Source organism: Bradyrhizobium sp. 1200_D9_N1_1 (genome assembly GCF_052075915.1).
Lineage (GTDB): Bacteria > Pseudomonadota > Alphaproteobacteria > Rhizobiales > Xanthobacteraceae > Bradyrhizobium > Bradyrhizobium diazoefficiens.
In genome coordinates this window covers 2,633,542-2,651,002 of record NZ_CP197226.1, presented here as the reverse complement: position 1 = coordinate 2,651,002, position 17,461 = coordinate 2,633,542, and the positions used below count along the sequence as shown (strand labels likewise).

At 66.5% G+C, this 17,461-nt stretch carries 18 protein-coding genes; 9 read left to right on the top strand and 9 right to left on the bottom strand.

Annotated elements, in window-relative coordinates:
- The first annotated feature begins 67 nt into the window (after positions 1 to 67).
- Both AB5K84_RS12820 and AB5K84_RS12815 read left to right on the top strand, forming a co-directional pair.
- Entirely contained in the window at positions 68 to 703 is a 636-nt protein-coding gene (locus AB5K84_RS12820) for a TetR/AcrR family transcriptional regulator (protein ID WP_028176262.1), read from the top strand.
- A 55-nt stretch (positions 704 to 758) separates the two neighbouring features.
- A complete protein-coding gene (locus AB5K84_RS12815) occupies positions 759 to 1,100 on the top strand; it encodes a DUF6665 family protein (RefSeq protein WP_161533683.1) in 342 nt (113 codons plus the stop codon).
- 34 nt (positions 1,101 to 1,134) lie between these two features.
- Here the strand turns inward: AB5K84_RS12815 and AB5K84_RS12810 are convergent, their stop codons facing one another.
- Positions 1,135 to 2,349, bottom strand: a complete 1,215-nt coding sequence (locus AB5K84_RS12810; RefSeq protein WP_441232438.1) for an extensin family protein — start codon at positions 2,347 to 2,349, stop codon at positions 1,135 to 1,137.
- A gap of 410 nt (positions 2,350 to 2,759) precedes the next feature.
- Complete coding sequence (locus tag AB5K84_RS12805; protein WP_441232437.1) at positions 2,760 to 3,650, bottom strand: DUF2147 domain-containing protein; 891 nt, start codon at positions 3,648 to 3,650, stop codon at positions 2,760 to 2,762.
- Positions 3,651 to 3,847: 197 nt separating this feature from the next.
- On the opposite strand from AB5K84_RS12805, the gene AB5K84_RS12800 reads away from it, so the two are divergent.
- Positions 3,848 to 4,609: a DUF2147 domain-containing protein gene (locus AB5K84_RS12800; RefSeq protein WP_441232436.1), complete on the top strand. Its 762-nt coding sequence runs from the start codon at positions 3,848 to 3,850 to the stop codon at positions 4,607 to 4,609.
- 295 nt (positions 4,610 to 4,904) lie between these two features.
- The gene (locus tag AB5K84_RS12795; RefSeq protein WP_441232788.1) at positions 4,905 to 6,359 is read left to right on the top strand and encodes a FecR domain-containing protein; all 1,455 of its coding nucleotides are present in this window, start codon (positions 4,905 to 4,907) and stop codon (positions 6,357 to 6,359) included.
- Between the two features lie 266 nt (positions 6,360 to 6,625).
- Here AB5K84_RS12795 and AB5K84_RS12790 read toward each other — a convergent pair whose 3' ends face one another.
- A complete protein-coding gene (locus AB5K84_RS12790) occupies positions 6,626 to 7,189 on the bottom strand; it encodes an NUDIX hydrolase (RefSeq protein WP_441232435.1) in 564 nt (187 codons plus the stop codon).
- Between the two features lie 67 nt (positions 7,190 to 7,256).
- Positions 7,257 to 8,120 carry an archaetidylserine decarboxylase gene (asd, locus tag AB5K84_RS12785; protein ID WP_441232434.1) on the bottom strand — a complete coding sequence of 288 codons (864 nt, stop codon included), beginning with the start codon at positions 8,118 to 8,120 and terminating at the stop codon, positions 7,257 to 7,259.
- Between the two features lie 35 nt (positions 8,121 to 8,155).
- Here asd and AB5K84_RS12780 point away from each other — a divergent pair, with 35 nt between their 5' ends.
- Positions 8,156 to 9,820, top strand: a complete 1,665-nt coding sequence (locus tag AB5K84_RS12780; protein WP_441232433.1) for an aminotransferase class III-fold pyridoxal phosphate-dependent enzyme — start codon at positions 8,156 to 8,158, stop codon at positions 9,818 to 9,820.
- 281 nt (positions 9,821 to 10,101) lie between these two features.
- Here the strand turns inward: AB5K84_RS12780 and AB5K84_RS12775 are convergent, their stop codons facing one another.
- The 3 genes from AB5K84_RS12775 to AB5K84_RS12765 all read right to left on the bottom strand — a co-directional run bounded on the left by AB5K84_RS12775 (position 10,102) and on the right by AB5K84_RS12765 (position 12,799).
- Positions 10,102 to 10,761, bottom strand: a complete 660-nt coding sequence (locus AB5K84_RS12775) for a hypothetical protein (protein ID WP_441232432.1) — start codon at positions 10,759 to 10,761, stop codon at positions 10,102 to 10,104.
- A gap of 262 nt (positions 10,762 to 11,023) precedes the next feature.
- The gene (locus AB5K84_RS12770; protein WP_011089374.1) at positions 11,024 to 11,713 is read right to left on the bottom strand and encodes a class I SAM-dependent methyltransferase; all 690 of its coding nucleotides are present in this window, start codon (positions 11,711 to 11,713) and stop codon (positions 11,024 to 11,026) included.
- A 33-nt stretch (positions 11,714 to 11,746) separates the two neighbouring features.
- Entirely contained in the window at positions 11,747 to 12,799 is a 1,053-nt protein-coding gene (locus AB5K84_RS12765) for a glycosyltransferase family 4 protein (RefSeq protein ID WP_060908623.1), read from the bottom strand.
- 275 nt (positions 12,800 to 13,074) lie between these two features.
- Here AB5K84_RS12765 and AB5K84_RS12760 point away from each other — a divergent pair, with 275 nt between their 5' ends.
- The 3 genes from AB5K84_RS12760 (at position 13,075) to AB5K84_RS12750 (ending at position 14,895) form a co-directional block, all read left to right on the top strand.
- The gene (locus AB5K84_RS12760; RefSeq protein WP_161533674.1) at positions 13,075 to 13,791 is read left to right on the top strand and encodes a L,D-transpeptidase; all 717 of its coding nucleotides are present in this window, start codon (positions 13,075 to 13,077) and stop codon (positions 13,789 to 13,791) included.
- A 112-nt stretch (positions 13,792 to 13,903) separates the two neighbouring features.
- A complete protein-coding gene (locus AB5K84_RS12755; protein WP_441232431.1) occupies positions 13,904 to 14,323 on the top strand; it encodes a c-type cytochrome in 420 nt (139 codons plus the stop codon).
- 233 nt (positions 14,324 to 14,556) lie between these two features.
- Entirely contained in the window at positions 14,557 to 14,895 is a 339-nt protein-coding gene (locus AB5K84_RS12750) for a GIY-YIG nuclease family protein (protein ID WP_011089378.1), read from the top strand.
- Between the two features lie 114 nt (positions 14,896 to 15,009).
- On the opposite strand, the gene AB5K84_RS12745 is transcribed toward AB5K84_RS12750, so the two are convergent.
- Complete coding sequence (locus tag AB5K84_RS12745; protein WP_271551353.1) at positions 15,010 to 15,288, bottom strand: hypothetical protein; 279 nt, start codon at positions 15,286 to 15,288, stop codon at positions 15,010 to 15,012.
- Entirely contained in the window at positions 15,281 to 16,075 is a 795-nt protein-coding gene (locus AB5K84_RS12740) for a DUF899 domain-containing protein (protein ID WP_271551354.1), read from the bottom strand. The genes AB5K84_RS12745 and AB5K84_RS12740 overlap by 8 nt, the downstream gene beginning before the upstream one ends.
- Positions 16,076 to 16,225: 150 nt before the next feature.
- Here AB5K84_RS12740 and AB5K84_RS12735 point away from each other — a divergent pair, with 150 nt between their 5' ends.
- Positions 16,226 to 17,446, top strand: coding sequence for a helix-turn-helix domain-containing protein (locus AB5K84_RS12735; RefSeq protein WP_441232430.1), 1,221 nt, complete (start codon positions 16,226 to 16,228; stop codon positions 17,444 to 17,446).
- Positions 17,447 to 17,461: the final 15 nt, after the last annotated feature.

Sequence of the window (17,461 nt, the reverse complement as noted above, 5' to 3'; positions counted from 1 at the left end):
CCCGAATCCTTTATTTGCGTTTCATAGTTCGGCACCTCGTCCAGAAACCTTCCGAGACCCTGAACCAATGGTTGTAGCTGCCAGCGAACATCTGCACGTCATCCAGGAGGAGGACAGCTCCAAGCGCCGCCAGATCCTGGACGGGGCCCGCAAGGTGTTCATGGATCTCGGCTTCGACGGCGCCAGCATGGGCGAGATCGCGCGCGCGGCGCAGGTCTCCAAGGGCACGCTCTATGTCTACTTCGCCGACAAATGCGCGCTGTTCGAAGCCATCCTCGAGCAGGAGGCGCTACAGCACGGTCAGGTCGTGTTCAATTTCGATCCCGCCCGCGATGCCGAGACCACGCTGAATGAGTTCGGCCGGGCCTACATCCATCTGCTCTGCCGGCCGGGCGGCGGATCGGCGATCCGCACCGTGATGGCGATCGCCGAGCGCATGCCCGATGTCGGCCGCCGCTACTACGCGCGGGTGCTGGACAAGACCATCAACCGCCTCTCCGATTATCTCAAAGCCCGCGCCGCCGCCGGCGATCTCACGATCGACGATTGCGACCTTGCCGCCTCGCAGTTCATGGAACTGTGCAAGGCCTCGCTCTTCCTGCCGTTCGTCTTCCAGGCCGCGCCCGCGCCGTCGGAAGAGCGCATGACCGAGGTGGTCGACAGCGCGACGCGGATGTTCCTGGCGGCGTACCGGGCGAAGTAACGGCAAGCACGCCACGCGTTGCGCATGCCGGTCTCGCGGCATTATATTTGCGGCCATGTCCCGTGATCTTCGCCCGCCTGTCGATATCCTCCATTATGAGATCGTCCAGGAACAGGCCTCAGCGCTTGGACGGATGGGCCGCACACTCGAGCAGAGCCTTGCGCGCTTGCGCGAGTTCGACGCCGCCCACGCAGCCTCGGGGACGCCGGCCTCGATGCAGGCGGCGAGGCGCAGGCTGGTGATGGAAGCCGGCCAGGCGCTCTGGATGCTCGTGGTGCAACGTGAGGCGTCCGGCTTGCGCGACAGCCGCCATATCATGCGCACCTACAACGTCCCCGGCGAGGTGCAGCTGTGCATGGGGGTGGTCCCCGCACCGTCGAAGCCCGGCGCGAAATGACTTTCTGACTGCGTAGAGCTACTGGCGAACGCGCCTAATCGTCGGCGTACTCGTCTTCTTCCTGCTTGCGCGTCGTTGCCTTGCGCGCTCCGAGCGAGCCGGTGACATAGGGATCGTGCCTGCCGGCGTAAGGCTTGCGCTGCTGCGCGCGCCCGGCGACCTCTTCGCCGGAGACGGCGGCCGGCTGGCAGATCAGCCGGCGGCTGGCCCGGCGCATCAGATCGACGTGGATGTGATCGTAGTGATAGACGTTCGAGCCCGGCGCGAGCACCGTGGTGAAATGCGCGCACGCCCCTGACTGCACGTCGCGCAGAAAGCCCTGCTCTTCCGGCATGCCGCGCCAGCCGTCCTTCACCGTGACGCGGCGGCCGTCGGCGAGCACGAAGGCGGCGATGTCGAGCGCGTTGCCGAAGGCATGCTCGGAAATGTGGGCGTGCGGATTGCCGTTCATGCCGCGGCAGGAATAGGCCGAGATCTGCTTGAGCTCGACGACGCGGGCGCCGAACCAACGCATCGCCGACGGCTGCACGGTGTCGGCGAGCCAGCGGTCGAGCTCGGACACGATCGGACAGGCCAGCGTCGCGGTCGGCTTCACCGCGACGGGGCCGACGGCGGTGACGGGATTGCCCTGCGCGGGACCGAGCCGCGGCAGCGGCTGCTGCGCGGGCGCCTGCGAATAAGGTGCGGGACCGGGCTGCCGCGCCGGATAGCTCGGCGCATTCATGTAGCGCGCCGCGCCCGCGGCATCGGTGCCCTCGGGCGGCAGGTCGATCTCGTCTTCCTCCGGCGCCACGCCGGGCGCGTTCAGTGACATCGGCCCGGACGAGGCGCCATAACCGGACGGCTGGCGCACGGCGCTCTCGGGATAGTTCGACCGCTGCGGATAGGAGGATGCCGGACTATTCTGGCTCTGCGGATAATTCGATCGCGGCTGCGCCACCGGCCAGCGCGGCTGGCTGCCGACATTGCCCGGCGGGCGCAGCTCCTCGTCGACAAAGCCGTAGCTGCTCGAGGCTTCGCCGATAGCGGCGACCTTGAGCGGAAACTCCGCGCCGCAACTGCCGGGCCCGGAGATCGGGTCGATGCGGACGATGTCCGCACTCTCTTTCACCGCGCCGGATTTCAGGCATGCGGCTTCCGCCTCGGCCCGCCACGGTTCACGTTCGGCCTGGAAGAAGCCGCGTCCGCAACCCGCTAGCGAAACAAGGACGATGGAGCCGACGAGATACAAACGAACTCCGCGCGTCATGCACGCACGTTCGGTGAATTTACTTAAAGACTCTTCAACGTGTTGATTTCAGCCTTCCTTAACCATGCCGGCCCCCGGCCGTGCGCCGGCTCCTGGGGATGAGCGACAGCAAGGCTGACTTTTTCACAACGTGACTTTCTGTTAACCATGTTGGTTGGGCGCGCGAGCGGCGGGAGCCTGCTCCAGCGGAGCATCCTCCAGCGCAGGATTCTTGGGAGCCAGGATTCTTGGAAGCCAGTATTCTTGGGAGCAACGGCATGACGTTCGCCGGGAGACTGAGCGTGATCACCGCGTACCTCGCCATGGCCTTCGTCGGCGCCATCGTACTCGGCATGATCTAGCGGCTATCGACCAACCACACAGGAGGCCGCTTACCTTCCCCTGGAGGGCGAGGTAAGCCGAGTGCATTGCTACGACCGCGCACCCCACTGCCGCGATGTCGTGGCCAACTGCTCCTGCGGCTCCTCAATGCGCATCCAGTCGTTGCCGGAGCACCAGAAGCGGCCGAGCGCGCAGGCCTCGACGTAGAGCTTGCCGGCGCTCTTCAGCGCCATTCTCGCATAATAAGTGTTGCCGGTGGAGCGGCTGTAGATGCTGCCGGTCCAGACGTCGTGCGATTTCTGCTTCATGTTGACGAGCACGCTCTCGCCCCTGCTCGACGCCTCGGTCAACGCATAGCCGCATAGCGCAGAGCCGCAGCGTTCGATGCGGACCGTGCCCTTGGCGCCGTCGCTTTCCCACTGCCCGAGCGGCATGCCGGGCGACTCGTCGTCACTGCGCTGTGCGATCGTGGTAGTCGGCTTGATCTCGAGCTTCGGCGCGACGACCGGCGGCTCCATGCGCGGCGGATCGAGCGCGATCGGCTTTGGCGGATCGACGCGCGACAGCTCGACCCGTGGCGGATTGGAGCTGAGGGCCTCGATCCTTGGTGCCTCGGATCTTGGCGCCGGCGGCAGCACAACGGGCTGCGACGTCGTCGCGGCGAGCACGGGCGGCGGCGCAGGTAGCGGCGCGACCGCAATCGCCTGTGGCGGCCGGGCCGGGGTTGCCGGATAGACCGGCAGCGGCGCCTGGACGACCGGCGGTGGGACAGGCGCAGCAGGCGTCGTGGCGACGTCCTCCGCCGGCCGAAAGCTGCGATTGGAGGAAATCGAGACGCAGGACGCGGACCGGCAATTCCTGGGCGCCTCGACATGGAACCGGTGGCCGCCGATCGAGAAGGAGTAGGAACCGGCCCGGGCTGAAGGCGCAACCGCCAGCAGCGCGATCAATATGCCAAGCGAAATCGCAAGCCGCGTCATCGGCGCCTCCCTCTCTCTGTCGCGACGAGGTTACGCGGGATGAAATGCGGCTGAGTGTGCGCTGGCTCACCCAGGCGCCACGGGTCCTTGTGATGTCCATCACGGAGGACGGGACGGGCCGGGCGTAGGGTCGAACCACGCTTCATCCACCAGCGACTTCAGTCCAGATCGGGACCACGCATTTTCCGGAGGTTGTCATGAACAAGCTCACCGTCGCCGCCACCGCACTCTTCCTCGCGTCGACCGCGGCCGCGCATGCCGGCAATTCGATCTCGTTCCAGATCGAGGGCCAGCACATCCGCATCGAGACGCCGCGCAACTGCGCCTCGCTCAACTGCGTGACCATCGTCGCACCGGGCCTGTCGGACAAGCCGATCAAGCTGAACAACATCAACCTCAAGGGCCTTGGCTCCAAGGACGATGACGTCGACACCACGCCGGCTCCGGTGCAGCCGCAGCCCGTGCAGCAGGCGCCGGTCCAGGCGAGCGCGCCGGCCGCGCCTGCGGTTGCCGCCCCCGCAGCTCCCGCCACGACGGTTGCCGCCGCTCCGTCCGTCGGCTTCGACAACACGGTGCAGCCCGCACCCGCCGCGGCTCCCGTTGCTGCGCCCGCGCCGGTCGCCGTTGCTCCCGCGCCCGCTCCGGCTCCGGTGGCCGCCGCGCCGGCGCCGGCCGCCAACACGCCGATCGGCGTCTGGGCGACCGAAGAGAACAAGGGCAATGTCCGCGTCGAGCAGTGCGGCGCTAGTGTGTGCGGCTACGCCGAGAAGACCAATGAGCGCATCCTGATCAACATGAAGCCCGAAGGCGCGAAGTGGAGCGGCCGCATCCACGACCCCGACTCAGGCCGCAACTACGACTCGACGATCGCGATGAAGGGCCCGAACGCGATGCGCGTGCAGGGCTGTGCCTTCGGCGGCATGTTCTGCGGCGGCCAGACCTGGAAGCGCGTGAGCTGACGCGCGGAGCGCGTCATCCCGGGGCGATGCGAAGCATCGAACTATGGTGCGCAATTGCGCACCTGAGGATCTCGCACCACAAACGCGCACCACAACTTCTAGATTCCGGGTTCGCGACGTTGTCGCGCCCCGGAATGACGAGCAAGAATAGACCGCCACGTCCCTGATGCGGGGACGTGGCGTTTGAACGTTCGCCCCGTCCATGCGACAGATGTTCATCCGCCATTCAGCTCAATCAGGCTGAAATCGGCCGATCTCGCCTCGCGTTTCTCACCGGGACTCCCTCGTGATTTCAATGGTGGCCTGGCGCCGCTTCGTATTCGCGCTTCCGCTGCTGGCCTTGCCGCTGGCCGGCGCGAGCGTGGCTTGTGCATCCGATGCAATCGAGCTCGCACAGGCGCAGCCGCAGGCACAGCCGGTGCCCGCCCCCTCCCCGACGCCCGCAGCTTCGCCGACACCGGCCGCGGACGCTCAATCCGCCGCCGTCGAGCCGATCGGCAACGTTGCGACCGTCACGGGGATCGCGACCGTGATCCGCGACAAGAATTCCTATCCGCTGCGCGTGCGCGACGACATCTATCTCAACGACGTCGTGCAGACCTCGTCGAACTCCTCGCTCGGCATCACCTTCAACGATGCGACCACGTTCAACCTCTCCGCCAGCGCCAGGATCACCATCGACAATTACGTCTATGAGGACGGCGGCAAGCAGAATTCGGCGATCTTCGACATCGGCAAGGGCACGGTTGCCTTCGTTGCGGCGGCGGTGGCAAAGACCGGCGACATGAAGATCGCGACGCCGACCGCGACGCTCGGCATCCGCGGCACCACCGGCGTCGTCGACGTGCCCGAGGGTGCGGCCGCGAGCAGCGCCAGCAACGTCAACATCAAGCTCTATCCCGACGCCGACGGCCGGGTCGGACACATCGAGGTCAACGACCGCACCAGCGGCACGCGGCTCGGCGCGCTGACGCAAGCCGCAAGCGGCTTTGCGATCCGGCCGGGCACCGGCGGCACAAGTGGCATGCGCTTTGCGGCCGTGCCGATCACCATTGCCCCGCAGCAGATCGCGCGCGACCGCAGCTTCGTCAGCCAGGTGCATCTGGCGCAGACCACGGGCCGCCAGATCGTCACCGAGCAGCGCGACTTCCGCCGCGCCAATCCGACCGCGATCAGCCGCATTCCACGACCGGCGCAGCCGCCGCAGCAGCAGCAATTGCGGCCGACGACGGCGCCGGGCCAACAGCCGCAGCGGCCGAACGGTCAGCCTGGCCAGAACAACCGTCCGGGTCAGCAGCAGCCGGGCACGCCAAACCGGCAAGGCGCTCAGCCGCCGCAGCGGCAGGGCCAGGGACAACAAGGACAAGGCGGCGCGGTGCAGCCGGGTACGCCGCGCGCGGGCCAGCAGCAGCAGGGTCAGCAGCAGGGTCAGCGGCAAGGTGCGGGCCGGCCCGCCGGCGCACCTCGCACCGGACCCAGCGTCCAACCCGGCGGCACGCCGCAAACCCAGCCGCCGCGCGCCGGCCAGACTCCCGCACAGCCGGGAGGAGCCGTGCCGCCGCAGCCGGGTACGACACCGCAGCCGCAAGCGCCGCGCACCGGATTGCAGCCGGGCCAGCCACCCGCAGTCCAGCAGCCCGGCGGCATCCAGCGCCAGGGCGGATTCCAGCAGCGCCCGCCCGCCGCACAACGCCCCGCAGCGCCGCGCAAGCCGGCGCCCGCTCCGAAGGAGAAGCAAGAGCGGCGGTAGGCATCGAGTGCGCCACATCGCCGGTGCGCTCCCTCGCCCCGTTCTTACGGGGGCGCGACGAGCTTCGCTCGCGCTGAGAGGGTTGAGGTGAGGGGCTGCTTCCGCGAGCTCGATTTCAATTGTCGGCGGAGCACCCAGCTCGATAATTGTCGTGCGTGTCGGATGGACTTCCATTTTTGCAACGGTGTGCCCTGACCCTCACCCGGATCGCTTGCGCGATCCGACCTCTCCCCGCTGAAGGGCGGGGAGAGGTAAGAAACGACAACTCACGCCTCGCCGCGCAGCCAGGCCTTCACCTTTTGCAACAGGCCGTGGCGCAGCTCTTCGACCGACGCAGCCTCGGCGGGCGTCAGCGTCTGCAAGGCTGCATCGACGTCGTCGCTCGCCGGCCGCGGCTCGGGTGCGGCCGAAGATGCAAGGCCGGCGGCGGCGATCGCGATCGGGCCGATCTGGATCAGGAAGGCGCGCTCGTATTCGCGCGACAGGCGCACGATCGCATCGTCCAGCGTCAACCAGTCGACCGCCTTGATGTCGTTCATCAGCTTGCGGACCGGACCGCCCTCGGCCTCCATGCGCCAGAAATGCACGACCTTGGAGCGGCCGCCCGACTGATAGACGAGCGTGCCCAGGAATTCGTGGATGGCGACCTCGTGACCGGTCTCTTCCAGCACCTCGCGGTGCGCGGCCTGTTTCGGCGTCTCGCCATCGTCGAGCTTGCCCTTCGGCAAGACCCATTCGTTGCGCTTGCGCTGGCGCACGACCGCGATCAGCGGCGGCGCGCCACGCCGCAGCACAATACCCCCCGCCGCCATCACCGGCGCCCGCGCCATCACCCAATCCGTATCGATCTATTCGTCCCCGCCGACCATATAGGCGGCGGGGACGGCGGATTGAAGGCTACTTTCTCCTGAGCAGCGCTTGACCGGCGCGAATGCGAGTGCCCTCGGCGATGCCGTCGCAAAACGCAAAATCGCCGGGCGCGAGGATGATGATGGTCGAGCCGTGCTCGAACCAGCCGAGCTCCTCGCCCTTGCTCACGTTGACGTCGCAGGGGAAGTTGACCGGGCCCTTCGTCTGCGCGTTCAGCACCATGTCGAGGAAGTGCAGGCGGATGCTCGCGACCAGAATCGCTGCGACCGGCACCAGCGTCACCGCCTCGCCGGTGGACAGATGCGTGCGGATCACCGCGCGCTCGTTCTTGCAGAACAGACGCTCGACCCGCTTCAGCGCGATCGGGTTGACGTTCCAGACGTCGCCATGGATCAGCGTGACCCGCTCGATATGCGCGTCATAGGGCGCATGGAAGCGATGATACATGCTCGAGGTCAGCCGCAGCGTGACGAAGGATCCGTTGCGGTGCTGGTCGACCAGGGCGGAATCGCCCAGCAGATCGAGCAGCGAATAGGGCGCGCCCTTGACCTGGAACAGCTCGGTATCCGCGATCCGGCCATGGGCGCCGACGATGCCGTCGGAGGGGCTGGCGACAATGGATGGGTCGGGATCAAACGGACGCAGGCCCGGCTTCAGCTCCCGGGTGAAGCAGTCGTGCAGGCTCTTGAAATGCGTTTTCCGCGCCTCGGACAGGTCGAGATCGGAGAACAGCTTCCACAGCGCGATCGAGAAATCCCGCACCAACGGATTCTCGATCTTGGAGAACCAGCCCATGAAGCGGGTCAACGCGGCGCGGGGGATGCGGTTGGTCAACAGGAAGTTGAGGTCTTCCTGCTGGGTGAAAGAGGCGATGAGGGCTTTGACTGTCATGAATCTGTCAGCTCGCAGTATTAGCGCTTGTTGTCATGGAAACGACACTCCCGATTCTCTCGATGTCCGTGGCCGCCGCAGCGTCCGCTGCCGCCGCCTTCCCGAAGCTCAAGGCGCGGATCGAACTCTCCCGCGCCAAGCACCGCTCGCTCGCCGGGCACTCCAAGATGTCGCGCCGGGTGGCCCGGCTGCTCCCGTTCTACGAGTTCGGAGAGAACGACTACTTCTCTTGCGACGGCGCGCCCGCGAACATCGCGGCCCAGCGCAAGGACGGCTTCTTCCGCCTCGCAAGCCTCTACGCCGAGCGCTACCCGAAGGGGCGCGCGATGACGAAGGAAGCCGCGGAAAAGATCTCCGACCTGAACTTCACCGAGAGCTACCGCGTGCCGTTCCAGTTCTCGCGCCTCGTCCGCGAGCATCTGGGCACCTCGACCTTCATGGAGTCTTCGCGCGGCGTCACCGTCACCGATGTCGACGGCAACACCTCCTACGATCTCACGGGGTCCTACGGCGTCAACATCTTCGGCAACGACTTCTACAAGGAGTGCATCGAGGGCTCCGAGAAGCGGGCGCACGCGCTGGGACCGGTGCTCGGCCCCTATCACCCCGTTATCCTCGAGAACGTGACCCGGCTGTGCCAGATCTCCGGCCTCGACGAGGTCTCGTTCCACATGTCCGGCACCGAGGCCGTGATGCAGGCGGTGCGGCTCGCGCGCTACCACACCAGGCGCACGCATCTCGTTCGCTTTGCGGGGGCCTATCACGGCTGGTGGGGCGACGTGCAGCCCGGCGTCGGCAATCCGATTCCCGCGCACGAGACTTATACCCTCGCCGAGATGTCGGAGAAGACGCTGCATGTCCTGCGCACGCGCAAGGACATCGCCTGCGTGCTGGTCAATCCGCTGCAGGGACTGCATCCCAACGCCAACGCGCCCGGCGATTCCTCGCTGGTCGATTCCTCCCGCGGCGGCAATTTCGATCGCGCGGCCTACACCGAGTGGCTCAAGAAGCTGCGCGAGGTCTGCACCGAGCGCGGCATCGTGCTGATCTTCGACGAGGTCTTCGTCGGCTTCCGCCTCGCCGCCGGCGGCGCCCAGGAATACTTTGGCGTGCGCGCCGACATGGTGACCTACGGCAAGAGCCTCGCCGGCGGCCTGCCGGTCGGCGTGGTGTGCGGCAAACGCGAGCTGATGCGCCGCTTCCGCGACGATCGTCCCGCCGACATCTGCTTCGCGCGCGGCACCTTCAACTCGCATCCCTACGTCATGACGGCGATGGACGAGTTCCTGAGCCGGCTCGCCAGCCCGAACTTCCGCGCCATCTACGACGGCCTGGACGCCACCTGGAACGGCCGCGCGCAAAAGCTCAACCAGATGATGGAGAGCGCCGACCTGCCGGTGCGGTTCGCCAACTTCTCGTCGATCTGGACGGTGAAATACACCACGCCGTCCCGCTACAACTGGATGCTGCAATACTATTTGCGCGCCGAGGGCCTGGCGCTGAGCTGGGTCGGCACCGGCCGGCTGATCTTCAGCCTGAACTACACCGACGCCGACTTCACCGAGGTCGCCGAACGCTTCGTCCGTGCGGCCGAGAAGATGAAGGCCGACGGCTTCTGGTGGCACGACGGCGCGCTCACCAACAAGAACATCAAGCGGCAGATTTTGAAAGAGATGCTGGCCAAGCGTTTTGGGCGCTGAGGCTTTTCGCTGCGCCCCGAACACCGCCCTATCCTCCCCCTCTCCCCGCTTGCGGGGAGAGGGTTGGGGTGAGGGGGACTCACCGCGAGCGCGGTGAGAGTTGGCGAGCGATCGGCTAGCCACGCCCCCGCGGAGAGCCCCCCTCACCCGCCGCGCTACGCGCGTCGGCCTCTCCCCGCGCGCGGGGAGAGGCGAAAAGGCCCCCAAGACGTGGATGCCCGGGACGAGCCCGGGCATGACGCAACCATCAGACATCGGAGCGTTGTGTGTACGCAGCGCGCTCAGGCGCGCTGCTCTTCGAGCGCGGGCTCGGAGATCAGGCCCAGCGTGTGCTCGGGGTTGAGGTGCAGGCCGGGGTCCATCAGCTCGCCGCGCATCAGGGCGAGCGGCGCGCTGCGATAGAGCATCAGATCGTGGAAGGGGTCGGTCAGGATCTTGGTCATCCAGACAAGGCCGGTCTCGACGTCGCGGATGAAGAACAGGTGCACGGTACGGAACAGAAGACCGCCGCCGCCGACCACGAGCCAGATCTTGGCGACCTGCCGCATGAAGTCGGTCGCGCTCGCCCAGGGCGTGAACAGGCCGAACAGCGTCGGATCGGCAAGCAACACCAGCGGCGAGGCCGCCCAGATCGCCATCAGCACCACCTTGCGCTGAAGGTTGTAGCCGACCTTGATCTCTTCCTTGTACTCGTGCGTCGCCTGGTTGATGTGGTCGTAAGTGTGCGGCTCGAAGAAGAAGTGACCGGCCTGGCGCGAGGTCATCGAGACCAGCCAGCCGACCAGCGCCGAGATCACGGGATCGACGAACAGCCAGACGTAGGCGAAGAGGAAGCTCAGTGCGCTGATGAAGTGCAGGCTCTGATTGATGCGGCTGTGGTGATAGTAGCGATGGTCGTCCCAGCGCTGGATCCGCAGCTGCTCGAGATAATTCTTGATCATGCTCTCCCCCAAAATGCTTTCGGGTACGGGATTACAGGGATTCGATGTACGCCGTGTGACATCATCATTTTGTCATGTGACGATGTGCAGCGGCGCGATGACGCACGTGTTACTCTCTCCCCTCATCCTGAGGAGCGCGGAACGCGCGTCTCGAAGGATGAAGGCCGAGGTGCGGCAGCACGGGCCTTCATTGTTCTCCGAGCGATGCGAAGCATCGTCCGGGAGACGGCGCTACGCGCCTCCTCACCATGAGGAGCAGCAGTCACGCGGCCTTGGCGACGTCGACCTTGCGGAAGCGCACCAGCGAGAAATGGCCGAGCGGCGGAATCAGGCGGCGCTCGGCGAGCTCGATGCCGGGGGCGCCGGCCAGCCACTTGGCATAGCGCGACCAGGCGAACTCGGCGGTGCGGAAGCCGAGCGGACGCACCACCGGCTGCAGCTTCTGCTCGATGAAACGGCGCATGCCGGCATCGGCGCTGACGCGGGTCAGGATGATCAGTTCGCCGCCCGGACGCAGCACGCGGGCGAATTCGTCCAGCGCCTTCTCCGGGTTCGGCACGGCGGTGACGACATATTGCGCCATTACGACGTCGAAGGAATTGTCGGGAAATTCGAGCTTCTCGGCATCCATCACCGCGAGGCCTTCGACGTTCTTCAGCTTGCCTTCGGCGACGCGCTGGCGCGCCTTGTCGAGCATCGCTTCCGAAATGTCGGTGCCGAAGATGCGCAGGTTCGGGGCGTAGAGCGGCAGCGAGATGCCGGTGCCGACGCCGACCTCGAGCACGCGGCCGCCGATCTTGTTGGTGGCTGCGATCGCGGCCTGCCGGCCCTTGGCGAACACGCCGCCGAACACGAGATCGTAGACGGGCGCCCAGCGATCGTAGGCCTGCTCGACCGTGCCGCGGGTGAGGTCGAGCTGCTGGGTGCCGTCAAGGTTCATGATCTTAGCCATCGGTGAGGTTCTCGCTGGGATTCAAAGGGTGGATCAACCGCGCACCGGCCGCCGCGCCATCACCGGCGAGGCGCGCAAGGCGCGGCTGGGCTGAAGTGAAGTGAGATTTCCGACGAACTGGCGCGCGCTGTTCTCCCAGGAGCGCTCCAGCGCAAAATTGCGGCAGGTCTCGCGCGACATGGTGAGCGCGCGGAGGCACGCGGTGCGCAGATCGTGGTCGATCGCACCGATCGGATGATCGGCGATGACGTCCTTCGGGCCCGTCACCGGGAACGCCGCAACCGGCGTGCCGCAGGCGAGCGCCTCCAACTGCACCACGCCGAACGTGTCGGTCAGGCTCGGAAACACGAAGACGTCGGCAGCCGCGAGGTGCGCCGTGAGATCCGCGCCCTTCTTCTCACCGAGGAAGACCGCGCCCGGATATTTCTTTTCGAGCGCCGCCTTCTGCGGGCCGTCGCCGACGACGACCTTGGTGCCGGGCAGATCGAGCGCGAGGAACGCTTCGAGATTCTTCTCCACCGCCACCCGGCCCATGGTCATGAAGATCGGGCGCGGCAGATCGAGCTTGGCCGGAGAGTCCGGGTGGAACAGCTCGGTGTTGACGCCGCGCGTCCAGAAGCCGAGCCGCTTGAAGCCGCGCTCGGACAGCTCCTGCCGCAGCGAGGGCGTCGCCACCATGGTCATGGCGGCGGCATCGTGGAAGTGGCGCAGCACGGCATAGCCGACGCTCGCGGGGATGCCGGTCCGCACCGAGACATATTCCGGAAAGCGCGTGGTGTAGGAGGTGGTGAAGGCGAGCCGGTTGCGGCGGCAATAGGCCCGCGCGGCCCAGCCGATCGGCCCTTCGGTCGCGATGTGCAGCGCTTCCGGTGCGGCCTTCTCGATCCGCCGCGCGATCTCCTTAGCGCTCGGCAGCGCAATACGCAGGCCCGGATAGGTCGGCAGCGGCCACGACGGAAAGCCTTCCGGCGTGAGGAAGTCGATCTCGACGTCGAGGGCCTTGGCGGCGCCCGCCAGCGAGGTGAGCGTCCGGACCACCCCGTTAACCTGCGGATGCCAGGCGTCAGTCGCGATTAATACCCGCATGGGGAAATCCCGAGAGTTTGATGATTCTCGGCTTTGGACCATCAACCACGGATATTTCAGGCGTGTGACGTCACAGAAGTGTCGGCCCGGTGTTTTGTTCGTTAACGGACCCACGCGGCCACGAAACTGTCATGAAACAATCCTTGCCGCGATGAAACCGTTTTCGGTTTTCCGCGCAAACGTCCCGAAACTTCTTTCCGTTAGTGATCCAGGCAACAGAGCACCGCAACGGTGCCGGGGTGACCACGAACACCCGCGCAAACAGGGGCGACCACATGTTCAATCTGGACACGTTCAAGACGTACTCGCGCGCCGTTGCTTTCAGCGCAGTGGCGATCTCCGCAATCGCATTCGCAGGTCCGGCCAAGGCCGCGCCGGTGCAGCTCTTCCCCTTCTTCCAGCCGCTGCCCCCGATGGCCGCGCCGCAGCCGATCCAGCCCTATCAGCCCTACCAGGCGCCGACCTATCAGAGCGCGCCCTCCGAGGACCAGGACGCGGTCGAGATGCCGGCCCGCTTCCGCCGCCAGACCGTCTCCTACGCGACGCGCGAAGCGCCGGGCACCATCATCATCGATACGCCCAACACCTATCTCTACTACGTGCTGGGCAACGGCCAGGCCGTTCGTTACGGCATCGGCGTCGGCCGCGACGGCTTCACCTGGTCCGGCATCCAGTCGGTGACCAAGAAGGCCGAGTGGCCGGATTGGACCCCGCCGCCGGAGATGATCGCCCGCCAGCCCTATCTGCCGCGCCACATGGCCGGCGGCCCCGGCAACCCGTTAGGGGCCCGCGCCATGTATCTCGGCGGCACCATCTACCGGATCCACGGCACCAACGCGCCGGACACGATCGGCAAGCACGTCTCCTCAGGCTGCATCCGCCTGACCAACGACGACGTCACCGACCTCTACTCCCGCGTCAGCGTCGGCACCAAGGTGATCGTGTTGCCGATGACCGAGCGACGCGCAGAGCTCGGCGCCGCGACCCGCTAAAGCGACAGGACATTGTGACGCAAACGGCCCCGGAACCCACCGGGGCCGTTTTCGTTGGCCCTCGACATCCCGATGCGCGCCTGTTGCGGCGCGATCCCCGATGGAGGCGCAGATGCAATCCCGCCTGCAAACATCGCCAAGCAGATGGCTGCGCCCGATCGCCCGCGCCGGGGCATTGACGCTGCTCCTGTCCGCGCCCTCTTCGCGCGCCCAGCAACCGGCGAACGACGAGGCAGCTCAGCAGGCGTTCAACAATTCCTGCCGCACCTGCCACTCGGTGAAGGAGGGCGACAATCGCCTGGGCCCCAATCTCAGCAAGATTGTGGGACGGAAGGCAGGCTCGCTGCCCGACTACAACTACTCTCCGTCGATGAAGGAAGCCGGCTTCGTCTGGGACCAGGACAAGCTCACCCGCTTCATGGTCAAGCCGGATGAAGTTGTCTCCGGCAACAAGATGCAGCCCTATGGCGGCGTCTCCGCGGACGAAGCAGCCAAGGTGATTGCGTATCTGCAGGCGGCGGGCGCGCAATAGCGGCGCCGGTGCCACGTGTTGAGGCCCGCATCGGAAATCGCAGCGCATCCTTCGAGACGCCCACCTTCGGCGGGCCCTCGGGATGAGGACTGAGTGTTTGGCTTCAAATAATTCCCGAGGCGTCCGTTAGCTCGAACAACCACGACTCATCTCTTGCACCAAGCCGCAGATGCCAGTTAGCCTCATCCTGAGGAGACCGCGAAGCGGTCGTCTCGAAGGACGAGGCGCGCACGATGACTGAAGGCGTGTGGCTCTACATTCTCAGATGCACCGATGGCAGCTACTACATCGGTACAACACGAACCGAACTCGAAATCAGGATCGCGCAGCACAACACCGGCGCGTTCGCGGGCTATACAAAGTCACGCAGGCCAGTGACGCTCGTATTCTCGCAATGGTTCGACAGGGTCACGGACGCGATCGAATGCGAACGCAAACTCAAGAAATGGAGCCGCGCCAAGAAGGAAGCCTTCATGCGCGGCGATTTTGCCGAGCTGCATGAATTGGCGAAGCGCGGATCACATCATCCTTCGAGACGCCCGCCTGCGGCGGGCCTTCAGGATGAGGGCTGAGTGTGCGGCGACACTTTGCTGAAGCACGGATGCCAGTTGATCCTCATCCTGAGGAGCCGCGTCAGCGGCGTCTCGAAGGCCGAGGCGTGCACGGGATAGCCTCTCACCCGCCTCTCACCCGCCGCCCGCCCCTCGCCGCTCCGCGATCAGCCTCAGCCACGCCGCCGAATGAAACGCGCTCATCAAGAGATACATCGGCACCATGCCGCCGAGCAGAGAGCCCTGCCCGGCACCGCACAGCATGTCCGCCGGGCCGCCGCCGAGCGCGGCGGTCAGCATGGCCATGACCGCGAAGGTCGGCGTCGCCGCCAAGGCCAGCCATCTGGCGAGGCGGCGCGCGGCAGTCACGCCATCGCAGCTGGCGGGCGCAGTTGCGCTGACGGGACTAGTCACGACCCTCCGCGGCCTCCTCGCGAAACGCCTTCTCGCCGGCGTCCGTGACCTCGACCCATCGCTTGTCGGGCGCAGCGCCCTCGACATAGCTGTCGTGCCAGTTCCACCATTTGTAGGTCGGCGTCTGCGGATAGCCCTTGGGTGAATCCTCCCAGACCTCCTGCCGGCCGAGCGGCGTGATGTCGAGATAGTTCCAGGTGCCGCCCATCTGCTCGTCGCCGCGGCTCTTGACGAAATAGGTGCGGAAGATGCGCGTCCCGTCGCGGTAGAACACGTTGGTGCCGTGCCACTCGTCCACGCCGAAATCGGCATCGAAGCTGTCGGTGATGGTGACCCACGGCATGGTCCAGCCCATCCGCTTCTTCAGCCTGGCGATATCGGCCTGCGGCGCGCGCGAGGCGAAGACCAGCGTGGTGTCGCGGGCGTTCAGGTGCGCGACATGGGCGACCTGGTCGGCGACCATCGAGCAGCCGCGGCAGGCATGATCCGGCCAGCCGAACACGCCCGGCTCGAAGAAGGCCCGGTAGACGATCAGCTGCCGCCGGCCCTGGAACAGGTCGAGCAAACTGACCTTGCCGCCGGGCCCCTCGAACGCATAGGTTTTGTCGACGACCATCCAGGGCATGCGCCGGCGCTCGGCGGCCAGCGCGTCGCGGGCGCGGGTATGCGCCTTTTCCTTCACGAGCAGTTGCTGACGGGCTGCCTCCCAGTCCTGCGGCGACACCACCGGCGGTGTTTGCATGGCGGCCTGTCCGTTACTTCCTGCTTTTTCTGCTGATGTCATCATGGCTCTCCAAACCTCTCTCCTGGGCGCTCATTCCGCGTCGCGCTATGACAGACGTGGAACCGCTCGCCCCTCACCGCACATTGTCGGCCGTCAACGATTTCTGGCACCAAGCGGTTGCGTGGTGGGAGTAACAAGTGTGGCGGGATTGAAATGGAGTCGCTGATCACGGCCGCCGCCCGCGCGCTCGAAGCCGGCGATCCGCTCGGCGCGCTGAACCGTGTCGCCTTGCGCAACGATGCCCCGTCGCTGGCGCTGCGCGGCATCGCGATGGCGCAGCTCGGCGATCTCGCCAAGGCGAAGACGCTGCTGCGGAGCGCCGCGCGTGCCTTCGGTCCGAGAGAGGCGGTCGCACGCGCAAGATGCGTCGTGGCGGAAGCCGAGATCGCGCTCGTCTCGCGCGACCTGAGCTGGCCTGCGAAGACGCTCGCGGCCGCGCGGGCGACGCTCGAAAAGCACGGCGATCTCGCCAATGCCGCCCATGCCGGCCACATCGAGGCGCGCCGTCTCCTCCTCCTCGGGCGCATCGACGAGGCCGAGCGCACGCTGGCCGAGGTCGGCAGCGCATCGCTCCCGCCTGCGTCCCAGGTCGCGCGCGAGCTGGTGATCGCGGGCATCGCGATCCGACGGCTTAGGACGGAAACCGCGCGCACGGCACTCAGCCGCGCGGCAGAAGCAGCGCGGCTGGCAGGGATCCCGGCTCTCTCTGCCGAGGTCGACAGCGCGAACCGCATCCTCGACACGCCGGCCGCGCGCCTGATCGCGCGCGGCAGCGAACACCCGCTGTTGCTCGGGGAGGTCGAAAGACTGGCGACCTCGACGGCGCTCGTCGTGGACACCTTCCATCATGTCGTGCGCAGGCAAGGCGTTGCCGTGTCGCTCGGAACGCGCCCGGTGCTGTTCGCGCTGGCCCGCCTTCTGGCGCAAGCCTGGCCCGCGGATGTCTCGCGAGAGGTGCTGATATCAGGTGCGTTCCGGGCGAAGCACGCCGATGAATCGCATCGCGCGCGATTGCGCGTCGAGATCGGGCGGCTCCGCACCCAGCTCAAGCCGCTGGCCGAAATCAGCGCGACAAAGCAGGGTTTTGTGCTGGCGCCGCGCAAGACGCGCGACGTCCTCGTGCTGGCCCGGCCCGTCGAGGAGAAGCACGCCGCCGTCCTCGCCTTCCTCTCCGATGGCGAGCCGTGGTCGAGCTCGGCGCTCGCGCTGGCGCTCCGAACGAGCGCGCGCACCGTGCAGCGCGCGCTCGAGGAGCTCGCGCGATCGAACAAGGTGCAGTCGTTCGGACACGGACGGGCGCGCCGCTGGATGACCCCGCCCGTCCCGGGCTTCCCGACAGGCTTGTTACTCCCCACGCCGCTGCTGAAGACGTAAGGTGGATCAGTTCAC

Excerpts from the sequence above, each read along its gene's own strand:
- AB5K84_RS12735 (WP_441232430.1), top strand. The coding sequence starts at position 16,226 with ATGGAGTCGCTGATCACGGCCGCCGCCCGCGCGCTCGAAGCCGGCGAT.
- asd (WP_441232434.1), bottom strand. The coding sequence starts at position 8,120 with ATGACAGTCAAAGCCCTCATCGCCTCTTTCACCCAGCAGGAAGACCTC.
- AB5K84_RS12760 (WP_161533674.1), top strand. The coding sequence starts at position 13,075 with ATGTTCAATCTGGACACGTTCAAGACGTACTCGCGCGCCGTTGCTTTC.
- AB5K84_RS12750 (WP_011089378.1), top strand. The coding sequence starts at position 14,557 with ATGACTGAAGGCGTGTGGCTCTACATTCTCAGATGCACCGATGGCAGC.
- AB5K84_RS12770 (WP_011089374.1), bottom strand. The coding sequence starts at position 11,713 with ATGGCTAAGATCATGAACCTTGACGGCACCCAGCAGCTCGACCTCACC.
- AB5K84_RS12800 (WP_441232436.1), top strand. The coding sequence starts at position 3,848 with ATGAACAAGCTCACCGTCGCCGCCACCGCACTCTTCCTCGCGTCGACC.
- AB5K84_RS12755 (WP_441232431.1), top strand. The coding sequence starts at position 13,904 with ATGCAATCCCGCCTGCAAACATCGCCAAGCAGATGGCTGCGCCCGATC.
- AB5K84_RS12810 (WP_441232438.1), bottom strand. The coding sequence starts at position 2,349 with ATGACGCGCGGAGTTCGTTTGTATCTCGTCGGCTCCATCGTCCTTGTT.
- AB5K84_RS12765 (WP_060908623.1), bottom strand. The coding sequence starts at position 12,799 with ATGCGGGTATTAATCGCGACTGACGCCTGGCATCCGCAGGTTAACGGG.
- AB5K84_RS12780 (WP_441232433.1), top strand. The coding sequence starts at position 8,156 with ATGGAAACGACACTCCCGATTCTCTCGATGTCCGTGGCCGCCGCAGCG.
- AB5K84_RS12740 (WP_271551354.1), bottom strand. The coding sequence starts at position 16,075 with ATGATGACATCAGCAGAAAAAGCAGGAAGTAACGGACAGGCCGCCATG.
- AB5K84_RS12805 (WP_441232437.1), bottom strand. The coding sequence starts at position 3,650 with ATGACGCGGCTTGCGATTTCGCTTGGCATATTGATCGCGCTGCTGGCG.
- AB5K84_RS12775 (WP_441232432.1), bottom strand. The coding sequence starts at position 10,761 with ATGATCAAGAATTATCTCGAGCAGCTGCGGATCCAGCGCTGGGACGAC.
- AB5K84_RS12820 (WP_028176262.1), top strand. The coding sequence starts at position 68 with ATGGTTGTAGCTGCCAGCGAACATCTGCACGTCATCCAGGAGGAGGAC.
- AB5K84_RS12790 (WP_441232435.1), bottom strand. The coding sequence starts at position 7,189 with ATGGCGCGGGCGCCGGTGATGGCGGCGGGGGGTATTGTGCTGCGGCGT.
- AB5K84_RS12795 (WP_441232788.1), top strand. The coding sequence starts at position 4,905 with ATGGTGGCCTGGCGCCGCTTCGTATTCGCGCTTCCGCTGCTGGCCTTG.
- AB5K84_RS12815 (WP_161533683.1), top strand. The coding sequence starts at position 759 with ATGTCCCGTGATCTTCGCCCGCCTGTCGATATCCTCCATTATGAGATC.